Source organism: Pseudomonas sp. EA_5y_Pfl2_R50 (assembly GCF_963970475.1).
Taxonomy (GTDB): Bacteria; Pseudomonadota; Gammaproteobacteria; order Pseudomonadales; family Pseudomonadaceae; genus Aquipseudomonas.
On record NZ_CAXAPT010000001.1, the window covers coordinates 271,956 to 294,052 of the forward strand.

Annotated in this window: 20 protein-coding genes; 8 read left to right on the top strand and 12 right to left on the bottom strand. The window is 59.6% G+C overall.

The annotated features are described in order from the left end of the window. Nucleotides 1-2: 2 nt before the first annotated feature. From aguA to AACY19_RS01190, 5 genes are all read right to left on the bottom strand, one after another. A complete protein-coding gene (gene aguA / locus AACY19_RS01170; RefSeq protein ID WP_339447129.1) occupies nucleotides 3-1,118 on the bottom strand; it encodes an agmatine deiminase in 1,116 nt (371 codons plus the stop codon). 98 nt (nucleotides 1,119-1,216) lie between these two features. Beyond that, a complete protein-coding gene (locus AACY19_RS01175) occupies nucleotides 1,217-2,101 on the bottom strand; it encodes a LysR substrate-binding domain-containing protein (RefSeq protein ID WP_339447131.1) in 885 nt (294 codons plus the stop codon). Between the two features lie 181 nt (nucleotides 2,102-2,282). Beyond that, nucleotides 2,283-3,572, bottom strand: coding sequence for an ATP-binding protein (locus AACY19_RS01180; protein ID WP_339447133.1), 1,290 nt, complete (start codon nucleotides 3,570-3,572; stop codon nucleotides 2,283-2,285). Next, on the bottom strand, nucleotides 3,573-4,280 hold the full coding sequence (locus AACY19_RS01185; protein WP_339447135.1) for a response regulator: 708 nt from the start codon (nucleotides 4,278-4,280) through the stop codon (nucleotides 3,573-3,575). It abuts the gene before it with no gap. Between the two features lie 249 nt (nucleotides 4,281-4,529). Beyond that, nucleotides 4,530-5,138, bottom strand: coding sequence for a tRNA-(ms[2]io[6]A)-hydroxylase (locus AACY19_RS01190; RefSeq protein ID WP_339447137.1), 609 nt, complete (start codon nucleotides 5,136-5,138; stop codon nucleotides 4,530-4,532). 159 nt (nucleotides 5,139-5,297) lie between these two features. Here AACY19_RS01190 and AACY19_RS01195 point away from each other — a divergent pair, with 159 nt between their 5' ends. Beyond that, complete coding sequence (locus AACY19_RS01195; RefSeq protein WP_339447139.1) at nucleotides 5,298-6,161, top strand: universal stress protein; 864 nt, start codon at nucleotides 5,298-5,300, stop codon at nucleotides 6,159-6,161. Between the two features lie 111 nt (nucleotides 6,162-6,272). On the opposite strand, the gene AACY19_RS01200 is transcribed toward AACY19_RS01195, so the two are convergent. Further along, nucleotides 6,273-6,743, bottom strand: coding sequence for a DUF1289 domain-containing protein (locus AACY19_RS01200; RefSeq protein ID WP_339447141.1), 471 nt, complete (start codon nucleotides 6,741-6,743; stop codon nucleotides 6,273-6,275). 410 nt (nucleotides 6,744-7,153) lie between these two features. On the opposite strand from AACY19_RS01200, the gene acnB reads away from it, so the two are divergent. After that, complete coding sequence (gene acnB / locus AACY19_RS01205; RefSeq protein ID WP_339447868.1) at nucleotides 7,154-9,763, top strand: bifunctional aconitate hydratase 2/2-methylisocitrate dehydratase; 2,610 nt, start codon at nucleotides 7,154-7,156, stop codon at nucleotides 9,761-9,763. A gap of 166 nt (nucleotides 9,764-9,929) precedes the next feature. Here the strand turns inward: acnB and AACY19_RS01210 are convergent, their stop codons facing one another. Then, a complete protein-coding gene (locus AACY19_RS01210) occupies nucleotides 9,930-11,210 on the bottom strand; it encodes an HAAAP family serine/threonine permease (protein WP_339447143.1) in 1,281 nt (426 codons plus the stop codon). A 191-nt stretch (nucleotides 11,211-11,401) separates the two neighbouring features. Continuing rightward, a complete protein-coding gene (locus tag AACY19_RS01215) occupies nucleotides 11,402-11,557 on the bottom strand; it encodes a hypothetical protein (protein ID WP_339447145.1) in 156 nt (51 codons plus the stop codon). 340 nt (nucleotides 11,558-11,897) lie between these two features. On the opposite strand from AACY19_RS01215, the gene AACY19_RS01220 reads away from it, so the two are divergent. The 5 genes from AACY19_RS01220 to AACY19_RS01240 all read left to right on the top strand — a co-directional run bounded on the left by AACY19_RS01220 (nucleotide 11,898) and on the right by AACY19_RS01240 (nucleotide 16,038). After that, a complete protein-coding gene (locus AACY19_RS01220) occupies nucleotides 11,898-12,377 on the top strand; it encodes a DUF4822 domain-containing protein (protein ID WP_339447147.1) in 480 nt (159 codons plus the stop codon). A gap of 15 nt (nucleotides 12,378-12,392) precedes the next feature. Then, nucleotides 12,393-12,821 carry a hypothetical protein gene (locus tag AACY19_RS01225; RefSeq protein ID WP_339447149.1) on the top strand — a complete coding sequence of 143 codons (429 nt, stop codon included), beginning with the start codon at nucleotides 12,393-12,395 and terminating at the stop codon, nucleotides 12,819-12,821. A gap of 171 nt (nucleotides 12,822-12,992) precedes the next feature. Continuing rightward, on the top strand, nucleotides 12,993-13,961 hold the full coding sequence (locus AACY19_RS01230) for a 2-hydroxyacid dehydrogenase (protein WP_339447151.1): 969 nt from the start codon (nucleotides 12,993-12,995) through the stop codon (nucleotides 13,959-13,961). 219 nt (nucleotides 13,962-14,180) lie between these two features. Beyond that, on the top strand, nucleotides 14,181-15,248 hold the full coding sequence (locus tag AACY19_RS01235; protein WP_339447153.1) for a phosphotransferase family protein: 1,068 nt from the start codon (nucleotides 14,181-14,183) through the stop codon (nucleotides 15,246-15,248). A 22-nt stretch (nucleotides 15,249-15,270) separates the two neighbouring features. Continuing rightward, entirely contained in the window at nucleotides 15,271-16,038 is a 768-nt protein-coding gene (locus tag AACY19_RS01240; protein WP_339447155.1) for an SDR family oxidoreductase, read from the top strand. A gap of 634 nt (nucleotides 16,039-16,672) precedes the next feature. On the opposite strand, the gene AACY19_RS01245 is transcribed toward AACY19_RS01240, so the two are convergent. Together AACY19_RS01245 and AACY19_RS01250 are read right to left on the bottom strand one after the other, a co-directional pair. Continuing rightward, on the bottom strand, nucleotides 16,673-16,936 hold the full coding sequence (locus AACY19_RS01245; RefSeq protein WP_339447157.1) for a DUF1652 domain-containing protein: 264 nt from the start codon (nucleotides 16,934-16,936) through the stop codon (nucleotides 16,673-16,675). Nucleotides 16,937-17,071: 135 nt separating this feature from the next. After that, a complete protein-coding gene (locus AACY19_RS01250) occupies nucleotides 17,072-18,568 on the bottom strand; it encodes a helix-turn-helix transcriptional regulator (RefSeq protein ID WP_339447159.1) in 1,497 nt (498 codons plus the stop codon). Nucleotides 18,569-18,774: 206 nt separating this feature from the next. Here AACY19_RS01250 and AACY19_RS01255 point away from each other — a divergent pair, with 206 nt between their 5' ends. Next, a complete protein-coding gene (locus tag AACY19_RS01255; RefSeq protein WP_339447161.1) occupies nucleotides 18,775-18,999 on the top strand; it encodes a hypothetical protein in 225 nt (74 codons plus the stop codon). A gap of 3 nt (nucleotides 19,000-19,002) precedes the next feature. Here AACY19_RS01255 and AACY19_RS01260 read toward each other — a convergent pair whose 3' ends face one another. Continuing rightward, complete coding sequence (locus AACY19_RS01260) at nucleotides 19,003-20,286, bottom strand: Zn-dependent hydrolase (protein ID WP_339447163.1); 1,284 nt, start codon at nucleotides 20,284-20,286, stop codon at nucleotides 19,003-19,005. A 78-nt stretch (nucleotides 20,287-20,364) separates the two neighbouring features. Next, nucleotides 20,365-21,849: an NCS1 family nucleobase:cation symporter-1 gene (locus tag AACY19_RS01265; protein ID WP_339447165.1), complete on the bottom strand. Its 1,485-nt coding sequence runs from the start codon at nucleotides 21,847-21,849 to the stop codon at nucleotides 20,365-20,367. Nucleotides 21,850-22,097: the final 248 nt, after the last annotated feature.

Consider the following 22,097-nt stretch of genomic DNA (forward strand, 5'->3'; position numbering starts at 1 on the left):
GTTCAGGCTCCTTTTTTCAGGCCGGCATACTGCGGCATGGTGATGCACGCGACGTTGCCGCCGCCCAGAAGGATCTCCCGGGAGTTTTCGATGCCGACAATCTTGTGCTGCGGGAACAGTTCGGCGAGCGTCGCCAGGGCCACCGTGTCGTTACGATCACCGAACAGCGGCACCACAATCGAGCTGTTGCCGGCGTAGTAGTTGATGTAAGACGCACAGATTTTCGTGCCGGCCTGGCGGGTGTGGGTGCTGTCCTGCCGGTCGAGGCCGTCGGCTTCTTCAGCGGTCCACTCCAGCACGTCCGGCTGCGGCAGTTTGTGCACGATCAGCTCGCGGCCCCGGCTGTCGCGCGTGCTGCGCAGGATGTCGTAGGCCTCCTGATAGATTTCCCACTGCGGGTCGTCGCGGTTGTCGGTCCACTGCAGCACCACTTCGCCGGGACGGACGAAACAGGCAAGGTCATCGACGTGGCCGTCGGTTTCGTCGAACTTGCAGCCGCGTGGCAACCAGATCACCTGTTCGGCACCGAGGTAATCAGTCAGGCGTCGGGTTACTTCATCCTTGCCCAGATGCTGATTGCGGTTGCGGTTGAGCAGGCATTGTTCGGTGGTGAGGAGGCTGCCCTGGCCGTCGCTCTGAATGCCGCCCAACTCGGCAATCAGCGGCGCGCGGTAGCGGTCGAAGCGTTCGATTTCGAGGATCTTGCCGGCGATCTGGTCGTCCTTGTCCCACGGGTAGTAGAGGCCGCCGTCGAGGCCGCCGTAGGCGTTGAATTCAAAGTCGACGCCACGCACTTCGCCGCTGTGGTCATTGACCACGAAACACGGGCCGCTGTCGCGGAACCAGGTGTCGTTACAGGTCATCTCGACCACCCGCACCTGCGGCGGCAACTGGCGGCGGGCGGTGGCGAATTGCGCAGCGGAGGCGCAGACGGTGACCGGTTCGCTGTGGGAGATGGCGGTGACGATCTGCACCCAGACTTTCTGCGCAGGCTTGGCACCGTTGCGCCAGACGTCAGTACGCTCCGGCCAGCCGAGCCAGCAGCCGGACTTGGCTTCGAATTCGCCGGGCAGACGGAAGCCATCCTGTTTTGGGGTGGAGTCGAGCAAACGTGCCATGGTCAAACCTCGTCTTGGGTTGGGAATGACCACAGGCTACGGTCGGTGGCGGCACACTCGCCAACGATGATTATTGCGCAACAGTTGAATTCAACTCATCAATCCGTCATCTGATCGTTGAACCATTCGAGCATCTGCGCCACGGCGGGGCGCTCCATGCGCAGCCGTTCGCAGACCAGCGCGTATTGGCCGAGGGCGGTCATGCTCGATGCGAAGGGCCGTACCAGACGTCCGCTCTGCAAGTCTTCCTGCGCAGTGAGGTTGTCGCCCATCGCCACACCCTGTCCTTGCGCGGCGGCCTCCAGCGCCAGGCCGGCGTGGGCAAAATACAACTGACGTTGCGGGCGCAGGTCGCCGGCATGGCTGGTCAGCCAGGCAGTCCAGGTCTTGCCGTCCTGATCGTCGTGGAGCAGGCAGTGCCGGACCAGGTCCTTCGGCGCTTTCAGGGTGCCTTGGTTGAACAGGCCGGGGCTGCACACCGGGAAGAATTGCAGCGCCGGCAGCGGGCGGACGAAATAGGCGCTGCTGTCTGCCGGGCCGGTGCCGTAGGTGATGGCGAGGTCGATGTCCTCGCCGGGCGCGCTCGCATCGATGGGTTGTTCGTAGAGGTGCAAAGTGATGTGCGGATAGCGCGCGTAGAAATCGCTGAGACGGCTCATCAGCCACTTTTGCGCGAGTTCTGCGGTGACGGCCAGCCTGAGCACGGCCAGTGAGGATGGATCACGCAGTTCATCACAGGCATCGCCGATCAGTTCGAAGGCCTGTTGCAGGCTTTGCATCAGGCGTCCGGCAGCGATGGTCGGACGAATCTGCCGGCCTTCGCGGATGAACAGCGAGACGCCGAGTTGTTCTTCGAGTTGACGGATCTGGTGGCTGACGGCGCTATCAGTGACACAGAGCTCCGCAGCGGCACGGCCAAAATGGGCGTGGCGGGCGGCGCATTCGAAGGTTCTGAGGGCGGCCAGCGAAGGTAATCGGCGCATGGGTTGAGAGGCCTTTTTTTGGGGACATGCTGACGGCGTGTCGGGTGTGCGTCCAGTGGCATCGCGTTATCGTTCTTCGCGAGCAAGCCCGCTCCCACAGGGGAATGCATTCCAGAATGTGGGGGCGCACGATCCCCTTGTGGGAGCGGGCTTGCTCGCGAAGGGGCCAGCACCGACCACTTCACTCGTCCAGATGTGCCCAGGTCATCCGAAACGACGCCCCACCCCAGGGCGAATCACCGACTTCAACCTGCCCGCCATGGGACTGCGACACCCGCCGCACCAGCGCCAGTCCCAGGCCAAACCCACCGGTGCGCCGATCCCGGCTCGCATCCAGCCGCGAGAACGGTTCGAAAATCTTCTCCCGCCCATCGACCGGCACGCCCGGCCCGTCATCGTTGACCTGCACCTGGTAATAATCGCCATCGCGCAGCAGCGTCACTTCCACCCGCTGCTCGGCGTAGCGAATCGCGTTGCGCAGCAGATTGATCACCGCCCGCGCCATGAAGCGTGGCTCGATGCGCACGGTGTCGAGCCGACAGTCGCCGATCAACAACTGCACCCCCGCCGCTTCCGCCTCCAACGCCACACTGCCGACTACGCTGTCGAGCCAGTTGGCCGCCTGAATGTTTTCGCGCTTGATCACCGTGGCGCCGCGTTCAAGGCTGGCGTAGGTCAGCAGCTCGGAAACCATTTCCTCCAGTTCGCCAAGATCGGCGTACATGTCCGCGATCAGCTCGCGATTCTGGCTCGCATCCGGCTGTTGCTTGAGCTGATCAAGCTCGAACGACAGCCGGGCAATGGGCGTGCGCAGTTCATGGGACACGGCGTTGGTCAGTTCGCGCTGATTGGCGATCAAGCCTTCGATGCGCGCCGCCATCAGGTTGAAGTGTTCAGCCAGATCGCGGATGTTCGAGCGCTTCGACAATTGAATGCGCGCCGACAGATCGTTATCACCGAAGCGCTCCGCCGCCAGCCGCAGCTTCTCCAGATCCCGCCAATGCGGGCGCACCCAGAAAAACAGGACGATGCCGATCACCACGGCAATCATCAGGTACGCGCCGGCGATGTAGAACGGCATCAGACTCGGCTCGGCGGGCAGGCGAATGCTCAGCAGTTGCGGGCCGTCATCGATGGCTGAAATGTACTGGGTGTACTTGTCGCGAATCACCAGCAGCCCTTGGGCCAGTTCGGTTTTTTCCGTATTGCTGAGGTTCAGTTGCGCGCCATCGACCAGTGTCAGCCCCAGGCCGTAATGCGGGCGGATCGATTCGAGCTGTTGCTCCCGGGCCGTACCGTCGAGATCACGCAACTGTTGCGCCAGTGTCCAGGCCTGACCGCGCACCGCCTCGCGGTTGTAATCGCGCTGCTGGTAATCGAGCAACGCGTCGAACGTGCGCTCGACCGTCTGCAAGGCCAGCACCAACCCCAGCGTCATCACCAGAAACAACCCGAAGAATAACCGCAGCATCTACAACTCCCACGCAAACGGATTGAACAGATAGCCTTTTCCCCACACAGTCTTGATGCAAACCGGCTCGCGGGGGTTGTCCTTGAGTTTGTTGCGCAACTTGCTGATGTACACGTCGACGCTGCGATTGAGCCCATCGAAGGCAATACCGCGCATGCGATTGAGGATGTCATCACGCGACAGCGTCTTGCCCGCCGCACTCGCCAGCAGCCACAGTAATTCGAATTCCATCGTCGTCATTTCAATGAGTTCGCCCGCCAGGCGCACTTCACGGCAACTGCGGTCGATCTTCAGGTTTCCGAATTCAAGCATGCTGACCACGCTGCTGTCCGGCGTTTGCCGCCGTTGCAACGCACGCAATCGGGCCAGCAACACCGGCGGTTTGATCGGTTTGATCACATAGTCATCGGCACCGGACTCCAGACCTAAAATGTGGTCCAGGTCGTCCTCCTTGGCCGTCAGGATCACGATGGGTGTGTCCGACACACTGCGAATCTCGCGGCACACGTGCAATCCGCTCTGCCCCGGCAACATCAGGTCAAGCACCACCACTTTCGGCTGGAACTCCAGAAAAGCCGCCACGGCGAGATCGCCACGATGTACCGTGCGCACCGCATAACCGTGTTGTTCGAGGAAGTGCGCAATCAACGCTGCCAGACGCTCATCGTCTTCCACCAGCAGGACCTTGCCAAAACCGAGGTTATCCATACCGTCTGCCGAGCCATGTGTTAAGGGGGTCGACATTATGGCGGCAATCGCGGGCAAGGCGTTTACAGCAGGCAGCAAAAACCGGCCGCCGGGACCGGTTTCGGGTGATGTTTCATACTCTTAAGAGTTTTTAACAATCAGGTGCTTTTGATCTGAACAGCGCTGTTTAGCGCTCCCCGCGATGCTCGGGGCGCCGGCGGTCAACCGGGGCGGCGGTTTCTGTAGTTTGAGCGCCGTGCTGTACCGCTGTCAGACCTGCACTGGCACACCACTGTGAAAGCGAAATTCTTCATCCGGCGATTCGATCAGCGCTTGCTCGGCTGCACGAACCTTCTCGATCACCTGGGCAATGTCCTTCGCGTCACCGTATTGGTAGGCCAGCTTCAAATAGCCCTGAAAGTGCCGCGCCTCGCTCTTGAGCAAGCCAAAGTAAAACTTGCCCAGGTCCTCATCCAGATGCGGCACCAGCGCTTCAAAGCGTTCGCAACTGCGCGCTTCGATAAAGGCGCCAACCACCAGCGTATCCACCAGCTTCACCGGTTCGTGGCTGCGTACCACTTTGCGCAGGCCGGAGGCATAGCGACCGGCGTGCAGTTGGCGCAATTCGATCTTGCGGCGCTTCATGATGCGCATGACTTGTTCGTGATGCACCAGTTCTTCCCGGGCCAGGCGCGACATCATGTTGATCAGGTCGACATGGGAATGGTACTTGGCGATCAGGCTCAGGGCGGTGCTGGCGGCTTTGAATTCGCAGTTCTTGTGGTCGATCAGCAGGGTTTCCTGATCGGCCAGTGCAGCCTGAACCCAGGCGTCGGGGGTGCGGCAGCCAAGGAATTCGTGGATTTCGGGAAGGATCATGGGGCTCACGGCTAATGGTGTTCGAGCGAAGGGCGCCGATTATACCGGCCTGTCCGCAGACCACCAGCCGCTGGCGTTGATATGCATCAAGTCGCGCACGATCAAGCAGCAACTATAGTTGTGCAACGCCGTGCCTTTTCTTTGCTGGAGACTCCGCTCATGCAAGCCATTCGCAGCATTCTGGTGGTCATCAACCCCGAACATTCGGAAAGCCTGGCGCTCAAGCGCGCCAAGTTGATCGCCGGTGTGACCCAGGCCCATCTGCACCTGCTGGTGTGTGACAGGAAGCACGACCACGCCGCCATGCTGAGTGTGCTCAAAGCCGCGCTGCTGGCGGACGGTTACAGCGTGACCACCGAGCAGGCGTGGAACGAGAGCCTGCACGAAACCATCATCGATGTGCAGCAGGCCGAGGGTTGCGGGCTGGTGATCAAACAGCACTTCCCGGACAGTTCACTGAAAAAGGCCCTGCTGACCCCGGCGGACTGGAAGCTCCTGCGCCACTGCCCTACCCCGGTGCTTTTGGTGAAAACTGCCGGCTCGTGGAAGGACAAGGTGATTCTGGCGGCGGTGGATGTCGGCAATGCCGATGGCGAACACCGGCATTTGCACACGACCATCATTGATCACGGTTATGACATTGCCAGTCTGGCCAAGGCGCATCTGCATGTGATCGCGGCGCATCCCTCACCGATGTTGTCGGCGGCCGACCCGACGCTGCAACTGAGCGAAACCATCGAGGCGCGCTATCGCGAGCAATGCCGGGCGTTTCAGACGGAATTCGATGTCGATGATGAACACCTGCACATCGAGGAAGGCCCGGCGGACGTGTTGATTCCGTTTATGGCGCACAAGCTGCAGGCGGCGGTGACGGTGATTGGCACAGTGGCGCGGACGGGGTTGTCAGGGGCGTTGATCGGCAATACCGCAGAAGTGGTGCTGGATGAACTCGAGAGCGATGTGCTGGTGCTCAAGCCGCAGGAGGTTGAGGATCATCTGGTTGAGCTGGCGGTGAAACACTGACTATTGCAGTGCCTGAACCGGCCTCTTCGCGAGCAAGCCCGCTCCCACACTGGATCTGTGAACGACATCAATCCAAGGTGGGAGCAGGCTTGTTCGCGAAGCTTTTGATCTTCAGGCGCCAAAGGCGTCTTTAAGAAACCCGGGGGCGATATAGCGCTGATAGTGCGCTTCCGACAGCAGGAAGAACTCCCGATCAATGGCATCACGCAGTTCTGGCAGGTTCCAGTCGCGGAACTCCGGCAGCAACACCATCCCGTAGGCTTCCAGATTAATGATCACCCGCGCACCTCGGGCGATCAGCTGATAGGCCCAGCAATATTCCGACTGATGCGGCACAAAGCGGATCTTGCGCTGTTCGAGCTGAGCGCGCAGGCGCGCCGAATCAAAAATCTCGACCTTGGCCGCCATCACTTGTGACAGCAATTGTTCCAGACGCAACCACACCGCACGTTTCTCTTCCTCGTCGTAACCGTTCCAATGGATCACTTCGTGGTGGAAACGCTTGCAGCCACGGCACACCAGATCACCGTAAACAGTGGAGCAGAGGCCGACGCAGGGAGTCTTGATGGTCTGATTGGGCATAAAGTAGGCAAAGGCACTGAAACGCGGAACAGGTCGGCATGTTAGCCCTTTGTCTAACATTCATCACCCCTCAAACTTCAGGGACGAACTTACCTTTAAATTTTTTTTGCCGTAGAATCAGCCAGCCTTTTAAGGCGCCAATGTCCGTTAGAAGCTGTTTTCAAAGCGTCACGAGCACAGTCGTTCCTTCAGAGCGGTGTTGGCGAGGGGTTTTTCCAGCGGGGAAAAATCCAGCGCCAACCCTCATCAGCTCCCCGTTCTGCAGGCGTAAAACTTTGAAAGCAGCTTCTGTAAGGAATGGTCGGTAATTCTGGCTAAGTGGCCCACAACGCCACGCAGCGCATGAGTACGACCATTTCGGGATGAGCGTCCCGGACACCCATTTGGGACCACTGATGAGGGTAATAACTGTGCTTGAAGCCTACCGCAAACATATCGAAGAGCGTGCAGCCCTGGGTATCGTTCCCCAGCCGCTTAACGCCGAACAAACAGCAGGCCTGGTCGAGCTGCTGAAAAACCCTCCGGCTGGCGAAGAAGAATTTCTCGTTGACCTGATCACCAATCGCATTCCACCAGGCGTGGACGAAGCGGCCTATGTCAAAGCCGGCTTCCTCTCTGCACTGGCCAAGGGCGAAGTTTCCTCCCCTCTGCTGGACAAAAAGCGCGCTGTAGAACTGCTCGGCACCATGCAGGGCGGCTACAACATCGTCACTCTGGTTGACCTGCTGGACGACGCCGAGCTGGCGCCAGTCGCTGCCGCGCAACTCAAGCACACCCTGCTGATGTTCGATGCGTTCCACGACGTCGCGGAAAAAGCCAAAAACGGTAACGCTCACGCCAAAGAAGTGCTGCAATCCTGGGCTGACGGCGAGTGGTTCAAGAACCGTCCGACCCTGGCCGACAAGATCAGCCTGCGCGTCTTCAAGGTCACCGGCGAAACCAACACCGACGACCTGTCCCCTGCTCCAGACGCCTGGTCGCGTCCCGATATCCCGCTGCACGCCCTGGCCATGCTGAAAATGGCCCGCGACGGCATCGTTCCTGATCAGCAGGGCGCTATCGGCCCGATGAAGCAGATCGAAGAAATGCGCGGTCAAGGCTTCCCGATCGCCTACGTCGGTGATGTGGTCGGTACCGGTTCTTCGCGTAAATCCGCGACCAACTCGGTTCTGTGGTTCTTCGGCGACGACGTTCCTTACGTGCCGAACAAGCGCGCTGGCGGTTTCTGCTTCGGCAGCAAAATCGCTCCGATCTTCTACAACACCATGGAAGATGCCGGCGCACTGCCAATCGAGTTCGACGTATCGAACATGAACATGGGCGACGTGATCGACCTGTACCCGCACGCTGGCAAAGTCTGCAAGCACGGTACCGACGAAGTCATCACCACCTTCGAAATGAAGACCCCTGTGCTGCTGGACGAAGTCCGTGCCGGCGGTCGTATCCCGCTGATCATCGGCCGTGGCCTGACCGAGAAGGCTCGCGCCGAACTGGGTCTGCCGCCGTTCGATCTGTTCAAGAAGCCTGAAGCGCCCGCTGAAAGCACCAAGGGTTTCACCCTGGCGCAGAAGATGGTCGGCAAGGCTTGCGGTCTGGCCGAAGGCAAAGGCGTTCGTCCTGGCACCTACTGCGAACCGAAGATGACCACCGTAGGTTCTCAGGACACCACAGGTCCCATGACCCGTGACGAACTGAAAGACCTGGCGTGCCTGGGCTTCTCGGCTGATCTGGTGATGCAGTCCTTCTGCCACACCGCGGCGTATCCAAAGCCGATCGACGTGACCACCCACCACACCCTGCCTGACTTCATCATGACCCGCGGCGGCGTTTCCCTGCGTCCGGGCGACGGCATCATCCACTCGTGGCTGAACCGCATGCTGCTGCCAGACACCGTCGGTACCGGTGGTGACTCGCACACCCGTTTCCCGATGGGCATTTCGTTCCCGGCCGGTTCCGGTCTGGTCGCGTTCGCCGCAGCCACCGGCGTCATGCCGCTGGACATGCCGGAATCGATCCTGGTGCGCTTCAAAGGCAAAATGAAACCTGGCATCACCCTGCGTGACCTGGTTCATGCGATTCCTTACTTCGCTATCCAGAACGGTCTGCTGACCGTCGAGAAGAAAGGCAAGAAAAACGCCTTCTCCGGCCGCATCCTGGAAATCGAAGGTCTGGAAGGTCTGACCCTGGAGCAGGCGTTCGAACTGTCCGACGCCTCGGCCGAACGTTCGGCAGCCGGTTGCACCATCAAGCTGTCGAAAGAGTCGATCACCGAGTACCTGCAATCCAACGTCACCCTGCTGCGCTGGATGATCGGCGAAGGCTACGGCGACGCGCGTACCCTGGAGCGTCGTGCTCAAGCGATGGAAGCCTGGATCGCCAACCCGGAACTGATGGAAGCCGATGCCGACGCCGAATACGCCGAAATCATCGAAATCGATCTGGCCGACATCAGCGAGCCTGTACTGTGCGCGCCGAACGACCCGGACGACGCCCGTCTGCTGTCCAGCGTTGCTGGCGAGAAGATCGACGAAGTGTTCATCGGTTCGTGCATGACCAACATCGGTCACTTCCGCGCTGCCGGCAAGTTGCTGGATCAGGTCAAGGGTCAGCTGCCAACCCGTCTGTGGCTGTCGCCGCCGACCAAAATGGACGCTCACCAACTGACCGAAGAAGGCTACTACGGCATCTACGGCAAGGCCGGCGCACGCATGGAAATGCCAGGCTGCTCGCTGTGCATGGGTAACCAGGCACGCGTTGAGCCGAACAGCACCGTGGTGTCGACTTCGACCCGTAACTTCCCGAACCGTCTGGGCGACGGCGCGAACGTCTACCTGGCTTCGGCTGAGCTGGCGTCCGTGGCTTCGATCCTGGGTCGCCTGCCGACCGTCGAGGAGTACATGGAATACGCTGGCAAGATCGACAGCATGGCGGCCGACATCTACCGCTACCTGTCTTTCGACCAGATCGCCGAGTTCCGTGAAGCTGCTGCGAACGCCAACATCCCGGTCGTTCAAGCCTAACGCTGCAACGCAATAAAAAACGCCGCCCATCGTGAGATGAGCGGCGTTTTTTTATGCCTGTTTTGTCAGCGCCACACAAAACATTGTGGGGATCTTTACAGGTTTGAGATTGAGGGTATCAAGCAGAGCCTGCTCGCGATGGCAGGCTCGCAGTCGCACAGTCCGGTCAGACCGCCAGCTTGTATACCAGTGCCGAAATCGCTACCAGGCCTACTGCGGTAACGAACACGTTCGACGCCTGGCCACGATAGCGCGCCATCGCTGGCACTTTACGGATCGCATACATCGGCATCAGGAACAGAATCGCCGCAATCACCGGGCCGCCAACGGTTTCGATCATGCCCAGAATGCTTGGGTTGAGCGTCGCCACAATCCAGCAAATCACCAGCATGAACGCCGCGACGATGCGATCCAGCGCCTTGGCGCCCGGACGTTTGCCGCTTTTGACGATCAGGCCTTTCAGACCTTCACTCGCACCAATGTAGTGGCCGAGGAACGACTTGGAGATCGCCACAAAGGCAATCAACGGCGCCGCAAAGGCGATGGTCGGGTTGCTGAAGTGGTTGGCCAGGTACGACAGGATCGACAGATTCTGCTCTTTGGCTTGCGCCAATTGCTCCGGTGACAGCGTCAATACGCAACTGAACACGAAGAACAGCACCATCAGCACCATCAATGCGTGGGCGCGGGACAGGATCTGCGAGCTGCGTTCTTGCGCATGCACGCCGTAACGACGCTTCTGATCGACCGCAAACGCCGAGATGATCGGCGAATGGTTGAACGAAAACACCATCACCGGAATCGCCAGCCACAACGTGTGCAGCAACGCCGATGGGGCCGGTACGTGCGAAGCGGTGGCGAGGATGCCGCCGTTCCAGTGTGGAATCAGGTACACGGCGAGGAACAGCAGCGCGACGATGAACGGGTAAACCATCAGGCTCATCGCCTTGACGATGGCCTGCTCGCCACAACGCACCACCGCCAGCAGGCCAAGGATCAGCACGAACGACAGCAGCGCGCGCGGCGGTGGCGTGATATGCAGTTGATGTTCGAGGAAGCTGGCGACCGTGTTGGTCAGGCCGACGCTGTAGATCAGCAGGATCGGGAAGATCGCGAAAAAGTACAACAGTGTGATCAGTGCACCGGCCTTGATGCCGAAATGCTGCTCAACCACCTCAGTGATGTCGGCGCCTTCCCGACCGGAGAGCACAAAACGGGTCAGGCCACGGTGTGCATAGAACGTCATCGGAAACGCCAGCAGCGCGAGGATCACCAGCGGCCAGAGGCCCCCGAGCCCTGCGTTGATCGGCAGAAACAGGGTGCCGGCGCCGATGGCCGTCCCAAACAGTCCCAACATCCAGGTGGTGTCCTGGCGATTCCAGCTCGAAAGTTCAGCGGGTGCTGCTGCATCAAAGCGCTCTTCGACGCTATTGGCCTGATCATTCATCCGGTCGGATCTCCGCATTCCGGTCACTTGCCACTCGGTCAGGACGCGTCGGAAAAAACCGACAGACATGCTCCGGCCGAAACAGGGGCGCGATTCTCCGCGATAAATCAACAGAAGCAAAGACTTAGCTGAGGAATGGTTGTGCGAAGCAGATCAGCGAAGTGTCGTTTTCAAGAGAAAACTTGTCGGTTTCAGATAATCAGGATGTCGTTTTTGGCACGCTTCAGCACAAGGCGTGATTGCCCGACACCGGGCGCAGAAAAAAGCCATTTACCAGACCATCGTCCCGTCAGCAATGGAGGAAGTGTTGTTGTTTCTCCGCTTGGTCCTTCATCTGCTGCACTCAAGTAGAAGCACCTTGCGGAGCAAATGTTGCGTCAAATACTGATTTGTAACTTTATCCTCTGTCCTACAACTACGGTTAGTAATTTAATGCCACCAGCGCTATGAACTACAGAAAACACCCATAAAAACCCCATCAACGAACAATAACTTCAGATTATTCCTACAACTAAAAACACCCAATAAAACCACGACGAAATATTACCAAAATCCAGATTACAGCCATTTGTTACAAGCAACTACGCACCATTGAAAACGCCTCTTTTCCAAGCCTATATTTTTCACGCACTGAACGATGAGAGACCAATAAAAATGACTTTCGAAGTTTGATGAAGAGGACAACGCATGCAAAAGCACACAATCCCGGGCCTGCTGTTGGCCGCACTGCTTTTTACCCCGCTTGCCAGCGCCGATGTGCGCGAACTGGCTTCTTCACCGCGGTGGCTGACCACCAAGGTCTACATCGACGGCGCTCCTGAAACCGACGTCAAGGAGCAGTATCCCGGCGTCGTAGGCATATCGACCTGGGACCCCGAGAGTAATCGATATGAGTTCTTTTACACCGACACAGGCGAGTCAAAATACAACAACGGTGGAGGCGGTTATTTCTTTGTCACCGGCGACCAGAAAAAACACATCCTGGTACCCGATATCGGCCCGACCAAAACAATTGTCAGACGCCTGGAAACATTGAACAGCAGTGAGTTCACTTACTCCCGGGAAGTCCCCCGCAACATGGTCAACAACAATCCTCCAGTGCGTATTCATGTTGTTCACGCGCCGTATACCGGCAGCGTAGAAACCACCTCCGCCATCAAACACTAAAACCTGGAATTCAATATGCGAAAGACAATTAAAACCCTGCTGATGTCGACGGTACTGGCTTCCTCGGTGTATGGCACCGGCGCCAACGCGCAAACCGCCAGTCAACCCGCCACACAGACTGTCGCCACTGCCGACAACGCAATGATGCTGACCGTGTTTCTCAAACATGATCAGACACGCCCGTTGAGCGAACTCAAGGCCCAGCTCATGCAACAAGGCTTTTACAAAGCCTTTCCCCCGGCCGGGGTCGAAGTGGTGAGCTGGAACATCATGATGGGCATTGGCCAAGTGGTGACCGTGCGCTTTCCCGCCTCGCGGTTGGCTGAAGTGAACCTGGCCCTGGAAAACACCGCTTGGGGCAGTTACAGCACCGAGTTTTATCCAACCTACGATTTCAAGCCGATTGCCCTGGCAGAACAAACCAAAGCCCGGTCAGCTCAATGATGGCCACAGCACACCGGATCACCGGTGTGCTGTCACCCCTTGCGTCTCGCCCGAAGCCGTCCAGAATCAAAGCACCAATGGGCTAATGACAACGATTGCCAAGCCGCTGCGGATTCAGCACTCTGAAACGACCTTCGCGACCAACCCGCCGACGTTCACAGGAGCCGTGCAATGCCCGCAACCGTTCTGGTACTGGTTGAAACCATCAATGACTACTTGCCGATTCTCGAACATCAGGGTTTTCACCTGATTCTGGCCCCCACACCGGCCGAACGTGCGCAAGCCATCGCGACTCACGGCAGCCGCATCGACGCGGTGCTGACCCGCGGCCCGCTGGGCCTGACCGCCGATGAAATCGCCGCCCTGCCCGCGCTGAAGATCATCGCGGTCATCGGTGCCGGTTACGAACAGGTCGACCTGCAAGCTGCCGCCAACCGTGACATCACCGTCACCAACGGCGCCGGGGTCAATGCCTCGTCGGTGGCAGACCATGCGATGGCGATGCTGCTGGCGCTGGTCAGGGACATCCCCCGCTGTGACGCAGCGGTACGCCGCAGTGAATGGCCGAAGATCATGCGTCCGTCGATGGCCGGCAAGCATCTGGGGATTCTCGGGCTGGGCGCCGTGGGGATGGCGATTGCCAAACGCGCCAACCTTGGCTTCGACATGCAGATCAGCTATCACAGCCGTCAGGTGCGCAGCGATGTACCTTATACGTTCTGCTCGACGCCGACCGAACTGGCGCGAGTCTCGGATTTCCTGATCATCGCCACGCCTGGCGGCATCGGTACACAGCATCTGGTGACTCGCCCGGTGCTTGATGCACTCGGGCCAAAAGGCTTTATCGTCAACATCGCCCGTGCCAGTGTGATCGCCACGGCAGATCTGATCATCGCCCTTGAACAGCGCCGTATTGCCGGCGCCGCACTGGATGTGTTCGACCACGAGCCGCAAGTGCCGGACGCGCTGAAAACCCTGAGCAATGTGCTGCTGACGCCCCACGTCGCCGGCCTGTCACCGGAAGCGACTCAAGGCACGGTGGAGCTTGTAGGCAAAAACCTCGTGGCGTTTTTTTCGGGCGAACCGGTACTGACGCCCATTGCCTTGCCACCGAAACTCAAGAACCAGCGCGTGAACTGAAGCACGCCGAACGACTTGTCGAGCGCTCGCCCCAGCCCTTCTTTCGCCCATGGCACAACCGCTAAAGCTGGGTCCGCAGCGACTTTTCGCGCACATTTCCAAAGGTGATTATCGGGCAACACGCTAGCCTATAAGACCGACTCGCGCTTGTGGCGCCCCGAGGGCGCCATTAGATTAGCCAATGATGTCTGGCCTCCAAAATAAGCAGAAGGGATAAGCATGGCGCTTACTGACCAGTCCACCCGTATCCGCTCTGGCGAAGAACTCGATGCCAGCCTGATCGATCCGTACCTCAAGGCGCACATTCCGGGCCTGAGCGGCACACCTGCGATCAGCCAGTTTCCCGGCGGTGCGTCGAACCTGACTTATCTGCTGGAATACCCCGAGCAGGAATTTGTCCTGCGCCGTCCGCCGTTCGGCCACAAGGCCAAATCCGCCCACGACATGGGCCGCGAATTCCGCATCCTCAATCAATTGCGCGATGGCTTCCCGTACTGCCCGAAAGCCTACGTACACTGCACCGACGAATCGGTGATCGGCGCTGAGTTCTACGTGATGGAGCGGGTCAACGGCATCATTCTGCGCTCGGAACTGCCGCCCGAACTGGGCCTCGATTCAGCAAAAACCGAAGCGCTGTGCAAAAGCTTCATCGACCGTTTCGTCGAGTTGCACCGTGTCGACTTCAACGCCTGTGGCCTCGGCGACCTGGGCAAACCTGAAGGTTACGTCGCCCGCCAGATCAAAGGCTGGAGCGAACGCTACGAGAAAGCCCTGACCCCGGACGCGCCGCACTGGGATGCGGTAAAGGCCTGGCTCAACGACAAGATGCCGGCTGACCACCCGACCTCAAGCATCGTCCACAACGACTATCGCTTCGACAACGTCATCCTCGACCCGCATAACCCGATGCAGATCATCGGCGTGCTCGACTGGGAACTGACCACCCTGGGCGATCCACTGATGGACCTGGGCAACACCCTCGCCTATTGGATTCAGGCCGATGACCCGGCACCGGTGCAACTGATGCGCCGTCAGCCGAGCCACGCGCCGGGCATGCTCACGCGCCGCGAGTTCGTCGATTACTACGCCGAACGCTCGGGCATCCAGATCGACAATTTCGACTTCTACTACACCTACGGCCTGTTCCGGCTGGCCGGCATCGTGCAGCAGATCTACTACCGCTTCTACCATGGCCAGACCCAGGACAAACGCTTCGCGCAGTTCATTCACATGAACAAACTGCTGGAGCAAATGAGCCTGCAAGTCATTGCGAAATCGAGCCTCTGACGGCCCACACCAAGGAACCCCTATGTCCAAGACTCAGTTGTTCGACCTCGACGGCAAGATCGCTTTCGTCTCCGGCGCCAGCCGTGGCATCGGTGAAGCCATCGCCAGACTGCTGGCCCAGCAAGGCGCCCATGTGATCGTATCGAGCCGCAAACTCGACGGTTGCCAGCACGTCGCCGACGCGATCATCGCAGCGGGCGGCAAAGCCACCGCAGTCGCCTGCCACATCGGCGAAATGGAGCAGATCAGCCAGGTATTTGCCGGGATCAAGGAACAATTCGGCCGCCTCGACATTCTGGTCAACAACGCCGCAACCAACCCGCAGTTCTGCAATGTGCTGGACACCGACCTCAGTGCATTCCAGAAGACCGTCGATGTGAACATTCGCGGCTACTTCTTCATGTCGGTCGAAGCCGGCAAGCTGATGCGCGAGAACGGCGGCGGCAGCATCATCAACGTGGCTTCGATCAACGGCATTTCACCGGGGATCTTCCAGGGCATCTACTCGGTGACCAAGGCCGCCGTGATCAACATGACCAAGGTCTTTGCCAAGGAATGCGCGCAGTTCGGCATTCGCTGCAACGCTTTGTTACCGGGCCTGACCGACACCAAATTTGCTTCGGCACTGGTGAAGAACGATGCGATTCTAAAGCAGGCACTGACGCAGATTCCGCTCAAGCGGGTGGCCGATCCGAGTGAGATGGCCGGTGCGGTGCTGTATCTGGCGAGCGACGCATCGAGCTACACCACCGGGGTTTCACTGAATGTGGACGGTGGGTTCCTGTCCTGATTCAGCCGGCCTTCAAAAGCGTGTGGGAGCGGGCTTGCTCGCGAAAGCGGCGTGTCAGTCAACGACCTGGCGACTGACGCACTGCTTTCGCGAGCAAGCCCGCTCCCACATGGGTTTTATGTCAGGGGCCCGCACAACCCGCGCAACCCGAAACTTGCGCCCTGCCCGCGCTATTGCGTGACGCAACGGGTGGTTGTGATGTGGCGAGTGACTTGCCCGTCGCCGTACATATCACCGGCGACCTCGGTGTTTTCAAGCACCTGACAAGTGCGTTCCGGCGGTGGCGCAGGCGCGACAGGTGGAGGGGGCGGCGGACTGGCACAACCCGCCAGCAACACAGCCAAGAAAGCCAACGGCAACACGCGTTTCCCAGGATGATTCATAGGACGACCCGCGATAAAGGGAGACAAACTCCCGCGACCTGACCGACCACGGAAGACCTGACCACTCATTCTTTATAGCCGACCCTCCCGCATACGCCAGTAAAGCCGCCGCATCAGGTGAATATGGCTGTCGATTTTGCGCCGGAATCACACAGGGTTGGCAGATGGGAGTGCGCATTGCCAGGCAGATCGCTTTCGCGAGCACGCTCAGCGCCTGCGAACGGCAGGATCAAATGATTGCAGCCTTTGGCTCAGGATTTGGCCGGGGCCGAATCCCAGGATGATCGCAAAGCGTTGCTCTCAAGCTCATACCGCAACTCGCCAATCAACGCCTCCACCGACTCCGGCGTGCGCAACTGATCAAGTTTCAACCCACTGATCACCAAATCCACCTGCCCGGACACCGGGTGATACAGCTTCACCGTCAACGAATGATCACCGTCCACCGAACACTCACACGCCAGCGGCGAAAAACTGCGCTCAAGCCGCGCGCGCAACTGCGCCAGATTCATCATGGAGACTGTTCCTTAAACTGCTTCGAAGGGACACGATCCCAAGCCAATCGGCTCGTATCGCACTCCGACAGGCTAAGAACTGCACCCCGCGATCAACACCTCCATTTGCACCTGGCCGACTAGTGCATTTGCACCTCAACGCTGGCCCTTGTTACGCCACTCGCCAGCGAACAAACCACGCTCCCGCGCCCAGACGATTGCTTCGCTACGGCTGTGCACATCCAGTTTCGAATAGATTGTCGCCACATGATTGCGCACGGTATTGGGCGCCAGCTTCAGACGCGCGGCGATCTCCTTGTCCGCCAACCCTTCGCAGATCAGCCCCAGCACATCGCGTTCGCGGGCGGTCAGATCGGTGAACGACACACTCGGCAGTTGCGGCGAATTGACCTTCTTCACGTTGGCGAGTTTTTCGATCAGCGTGCGGCTGAACCATGAGGCGTCCTTCATCACTTCTTCAATCGCCGCCACCAGCTCAAGCTCGGTGCGTTTGCGCTCGGTGATGTCCATCAATACCAGCAGGTAGCAGGGCACGTCCTGAATATTGACGGTGTCGGCGGACAACGCGCACTCCAGCAGATCGCCGTCCTTTTTGCGCACGCGCATGTCGACCCGGTCAACCCGACCGTTGTTCGCCAGCGCGGCCAACAGCCGTGTGCGCGCACCTTTGTCGTCGATGAAGTCCAGAGCCATCGCGGCTTTGCCAACCACCTCATCGCTGTCATAGGTCAGGGTGTCGAGAAACGCCTGATTGACGTCGATCACCCGCTGCTCGTCGGCGCTGCAGATCAGGATCGGCACCGGCGTCAGGCGGAATGCCTTGGCGAAGCGCTCTTCGCTCTGGCGCAGCGCCACTTCAGCCTTGTGCCGCAGGTCAATGTCGACAAAGGAAAACAGCATGCAATCCTCATCGTTGAGCACCAGCGGTTGCCCGGCGACGATCACCTGCTTGCGATTGCCATCGGGCAGGCGCAGTTCGGCCTGCATCTGCGGAATGGTCGCCACGTCGCGCAAACGCTGGATGGCCAGCTCGCGTTTCTCCGCTTGCTCGTAGATATCGATTTCATAGGCCGACGTGCCGATCACCTGCTCGCGGGTATAACCGGTCATCTCCAGAAATCCCGGATTGACCTTGATATAGCGCAAGTCGCTGAGGCGGCAGATCACCGCTGGCGCCGGGTTAGCGTTGAAGGTTTTCTCGAAGCGCTGCTCGGCGTTGGCCCAGTCGGTGACATCGTTCATGATCAGCACCAGCGACTCGGGCTGGCCTTCGCGATCAGTCAGAATCATGCTGCGCACGTCGTGAACCCAGACCCGTTCCGGGTCATCCACGGCATTCACTTCGATGAGCACATCATTGAACGCCTCGCAGCGAGCCACGCGGCTGATCGGATAATTCTCCGGCGCCAGCGTGTGGTTATTGCGATAGCGCAGGTTGAAGCGCTGCGCGTATTCGGTGGCGTTGCGGCCCAGGTCACCGATTCGGCTGACCCCGTGCATGGCCAGCGCTGCTTCGTTGGCCCAGAGAACGCTCTGATCCAGCTCCAGCAGAATCACGCCGTCGGATAATCCGGCGATGATCTGCTGCAACTGGCGGCGATTGGTTTCGGTGGTCAGGACTTCCTGGCTCATTGGATCTCCACGAGTGATACGCCATGTGAAGAGTACGACCGCAGCCACTTCTGATCGTGCCGCCAGCTACCCCGCTAAACATCGATCATGCATGAGCTGCCGCAGGGCTCGGACATTCGCGACTTCCGGCTTTGTCGACTAAGGTTACTCCCTCATCGGACTGAGCCCCTGCCAGCAAGACCGGGCTCTTGATCAAGGAGAGACTGATGACATCGCCTCGCAACATCGAACAGGTTTATCGCACCTGGTCCAGCCCGATTCTGCTGGAGCTGAAAAAACGTGAACACCAGATGGCGCCGTTCGAGCGCCAGGCGCTGGAGAACGTCCTGGTCGAACGGCGGTTGGTGGATGCCGGCAATCCGGGTGGCGATGAGCGCCGGGCACGATCAGAGCACTCATCGCAGGAGCTGCCGAAGGCTTCGATCCTTTGACCTTCAGGCCGCGCGTTGCCCTGCCGCTACCATCGCCGAAGCGGCGAGCATCGCCCGCAACAACACCGCGCACCCCGCCGCCAGATCATCTGGCGCGGCGTTCTCGATTTCGTTGTGGCTGATCCCGCCTTCGCACGGCACAAAGATCATCCCGGCCGGGCCAAGTTCGGCGAGGAAGATGGCGTCGTGGCCGGCGCCGCTGACGATATCCATGTGCGACAGGCCCAGACCTTGCGCCGCGCCGCGCACGGCTTCGACACAGCCTTTTTCGAAATACAGCGGCGGGAAGTCGGCGGTCGGCGTTAGCTCATAGGTCAGGCCGTGTTCTTCGCAGGTAACGTCGATGACGTGTTTGACCTCGGCAATCATCGAGTCCAGGCGCGCCGGTTCCAGGTGACGGAAGTCGAGGGTCATGCGCACTTCGCCGGGAATGACGTTGCGCGAGCCGGGATAGGCTTGCAGGCAGCCAACCGTGCCGCAGGCGTGGGGTTGGTGGCCGAGGGCGGCGCGATTGACGGCGCCGACGATCACCGAGGCGCCGACCAGGGCGTCCTTGCGCAGGTGCATCGGGGTCGGGCCGGCGTGGGCTTCGACGCCGCGCAGCTTGAGGTCGAACCACTTCTGCCCCAACGCGCCAAGGACGACGCCAATGGTTTTCTGTTCGTCTTCGAGGATCGGACCTTGTTCGATGTGCGCCTCGAAGTAGGCACCGACCTTGTGCCCGCTGACCTTGCGCGAGCCCGCGTAGCCGATGGCGTTCAGTGCTTCGCCCACCGTGACGCCGTCGGCATCGACTTTGGCCAGGGTTTCTTCGAGGGTGAATTTTTCCGCAAACACGCCGGAGCCCATCATGCACGGAGCGAAGCGCGAGCCCTCTTCGTTGGTCCAGACCACCACCTCCAGCGGCGCCTCGGTTTCCACTTTGAGGTCGTTGAGCGTGCGCAAGACTTCGACGCCGGCGAGTACGCCGAAGCAGCCGTCGAACTTGCCGCCGGTGGGTTGGGTGTCGATGTGGCTGCCGGTCATCACCGGCGGCAGGTCGGGATTGCGGCCTGGACGGCGGGCGAAAATGTTGCCGACGGCGTCGACCGTGACGCTGCATCCGGCGTCCTTGCACCATTGCACGAACAGGTCGCGGGCCTGGCGGTCGAGGTCGGTCAGGGCCAGGCGACAGACCCCGCCCTTGACCGTGGCGCCGAGCCTGGCCAGTTCCATGAGCGAGGCCCAGAGGCGGTCGCGATTGATGTGCTGATGGGTCGATTGCAGAACGTCTACGGCTGCGTTCATGGGGATCTCCTCAGGCTGCTTTTCTTATGGATATTCTTTGGTGTCGGGTAGATCGCCTGCTCGCGAAAGGGCCATCCGCTACACCGCCGACTTAACGACCGAAGGCTGCGCACGCATCACGCACAACCCGTAATAAATAATCCCGCCCAGTGCCGAACCCGTGAACCAGCCATAGCTGTAAAACCAGCTGAACGCATCGCTGCCCAGCGACATCACGGTCAGCACCACCGGCACACCAAACGCAACGAAACCGGCCCGGTTCCACGCCGGGTAGACGTCGTCGCGGTACAGCCCGGCAAGGTCGAGTTGCTGTTTCTTGATCAGGAAATAGTCCACCACCATGATCCCGGCAATCGGCCCGAGCAGGCTCGAATAGCCCAGCAACCAGTTGGAGTAGACGCTTTCCAGGCTCACGTCGGAAACGATCCAGCCGAGTTTTTTCAGCAGTTCATGGGCCATCAACGCCAGCCCGACAAACCCGGTCAGCAACACTGCTTTGGTGCGGTTGATCACCTTGGGGGCGATGTTCTGGAAGTCGTTGGTCGGCGAGACAATGTTCGCGGCGGTGTTGGTCGACAACGTTGCGATGATGATCAGCGCCATCGCCACTGCGACCCACACCGGGCTTTGGATATGACCGATCAGCGTCACCGGATCGGACACCGTCACACCGACCAGTTTCACTGAGGCCGCCGTCATCACCACGCCCAGCGCAGCGAACAGGAACATGGTCAACGGCAAGCCGATGATCTGTCCGAGAATCTGGTCTTTCTGGCTTTTGGCATAGCGACTGAAGTCAGGAATGTTCAGCGACAGCGTGGCCCAGAAACCGACCATCGCCGTCAGTCCGGCAGCAAAGTAGCCGTAAACGCTGGCACCTTCAGGGCGTTTGGCCGGGATCGCCATCAACTCTGTCATCGACACATTGGGCATCGCCCACATCAGCAGGCCGATGCCGACCGCCACCAGCAACGGCGCGGATAACGTTTCCAGCCACTTGATCGACTCGGCGCCGCGAATCACCACCCACAGGTTCAGCGCCCAGAACACCATGAAGCCGATCACCTCCCCCGTGCCGCCGAGGGATTTCCAGCCCTCGAACACCGAGCCGAGAAACAGGTGAATCGCCAGTCCGCCAAACATCGTCTGAATACCGAACCAGCCACACGCCACCAGCGCGCGGATCAGGCACGGTACGTTGGAGCCAAGAATGCCGAAGGAGGAACGCAGCAACACCGGAAACGGAATGCCGTACTTGGTGCCGGGAAACGCGTTGAGCGTCAGCGGAATCAACACAATGATGTTGGCGAACAGAATCGCCAGCAGCGCTTCGCCAACGCTCAAACCGAAGTACGCCGTCAGCACGCCGCCGAGGGTGTAGGTCGGCACGCAAATCGACATGCCGACCCACAGCGCGGTGATGTGCCATGTGTTCCAGGTTCGTTCGCGCACCTTGGTCGGTGCCATGTCATGGTTGTAACGGGGACTGTCGAGGACGTCGCTGCCGGCTTCGAGTTCGAACAAGCCGTCGCGCTCGGTCACTTGCGATCTGTTCTGTTGCATGGCCGCTCCACTGTTCTTCTGATTATTTTTTGCTCATCAGGCGGCTGGCACATGAAGGTGCAAACCGGACGATGGCCGGAGGAACTGACAACTTTCGTGCACCGGCCATGGTGTCAGCGGCGGCATCAATAAACGTGCCGGGTGCCCCGCATTCACATCGGGCGGTACTGCAAACGTTTTGCAACTTTCTGATATCTATCAGTTTTAATTATTCACCTGGAGGGCCCGCGAAAACTTGTCTGAACGCT

Coding starts and splice junctions, on each gene's coding strand:
- AACY19_RS01265 (WP_339447165.1), bottom strand. CDS start 21,849: ATGCAACAGAACAGATCGCAAGTGACCGAGCGCGACGGCTTGTTCGAA.
- AACY19_RS01250 (WP_339447159.1), bottom strand. CDS start 18,568: ATGAGCCAGGAAGTCCTGACCACCGAAACCAATCGCCGCCAGTTGCAG.
- AACY19_RS01260 (WP_339447163.1), bottom strand. CDS start 20,286: ATGAACGCAGCCGTAGACGTTCTGCAATCGACCCATCAGCACATCAAT.
- AACY19_RS01175 (WP_339447131.1), bottom strand. CDS start 2,101: ATGCGCCGATTACCTTCGCTGGCCGCCCTCAGAACCTTCGAATGCGCC.
- AACY19_RS01195 (WP_339447139.1), top strand. CDS start 5,298: ATGCAAGCCATTCGCAGCATTCTGGTGGTCATCAACCCCGAACATTCG.
- AACY19_RS01255 (WP_339447161.1), top strand. CDS start 18,775: ATGACATCGCCTCGCAACATCGAACAGGTTTATCGCACCTGGTCCAGC.
- AACY19_RS01210 (WP_339447143.1), bottom strand. CDS start 11,210: ATGAATGATCAGGCCAATAGCGTCGAAGAGCGCTTTGATGCAGCAGCA.
- AACY19_RS01235 (WP_339447153.1), top strand. CDS start 14,181: ATGGCGCTTACTGACCAGTCCACCCGTATCCGCTCTGGCGAAGAACTC.
- AACY19_RS01220 (WP_339447147.1), top strand. CDS start 11,898: ATGCAAAAGCACACAATCCCGGGCCTGCTGTTGGCCGCACTGCTTTTT.
- AACY19_RS01200 (WP_339447141.1), bottom strand. CDS start 6,743: ATGCCCAATCAGACCATCAAGACTCCCTGCGTCGGCCTCTGCTCCACT.
- AACY19_RS01185 (WP_339447135.1), bottom strand. CDS start 4,280: ATGGATAACCTCGGTTTTGGCAAGGTCCTGCTGGTGGAAGACGATGAG.
- AACY19_RS01240 (WP_339447155.1), top strand. CDS start 15,271: ATGTCCAAGACTCAGTTGTTCGACCTCGACGGCAAGATCGCTTTCGTC.
- aguA (WP_339447129.1), bottom strand. CDS start 1,118: ATGGCACGTTTGCTCGACTCCACCCCAAAACAGGATGGCTTCCGTCTG.
- AACY19_RS01225 (WP_339447149.1), top strand. CDS start 12,393: ATGCGAAAGACAATTAAAACCCTGCTGATGTCGACGGTACTGGCTTCC.
- AACY19_RS01245 (WP_339447157.1), bottom strand. CDS start 16,936: ATGATGAATCTGGCGCAGTTGCGCGCGCGGCTTGAGCGCAGTTTTTCG.
- AACY19_RS01180 (WP_339447133.1), bottom strand. CDS start 3,572: ATGCTGCGGTTATTCTTCGGGTTGTTTCTGGTGATGACGCTGGGGTTG.
- AACY19_RS01190 (WP_339447137.1), bottom strand. CDS start 5,138: ATGATCCTTCCCGAAATCCACGAATTCCTTGGCTGCCGCACCCCCGAC.
- AACY19_RS01230 (WP_339447151.1), top strand. CDS start 12,993: ATGCCCGCAACCGTTCTGGTACTGGTTGAAACCATCAATGACTACTTG.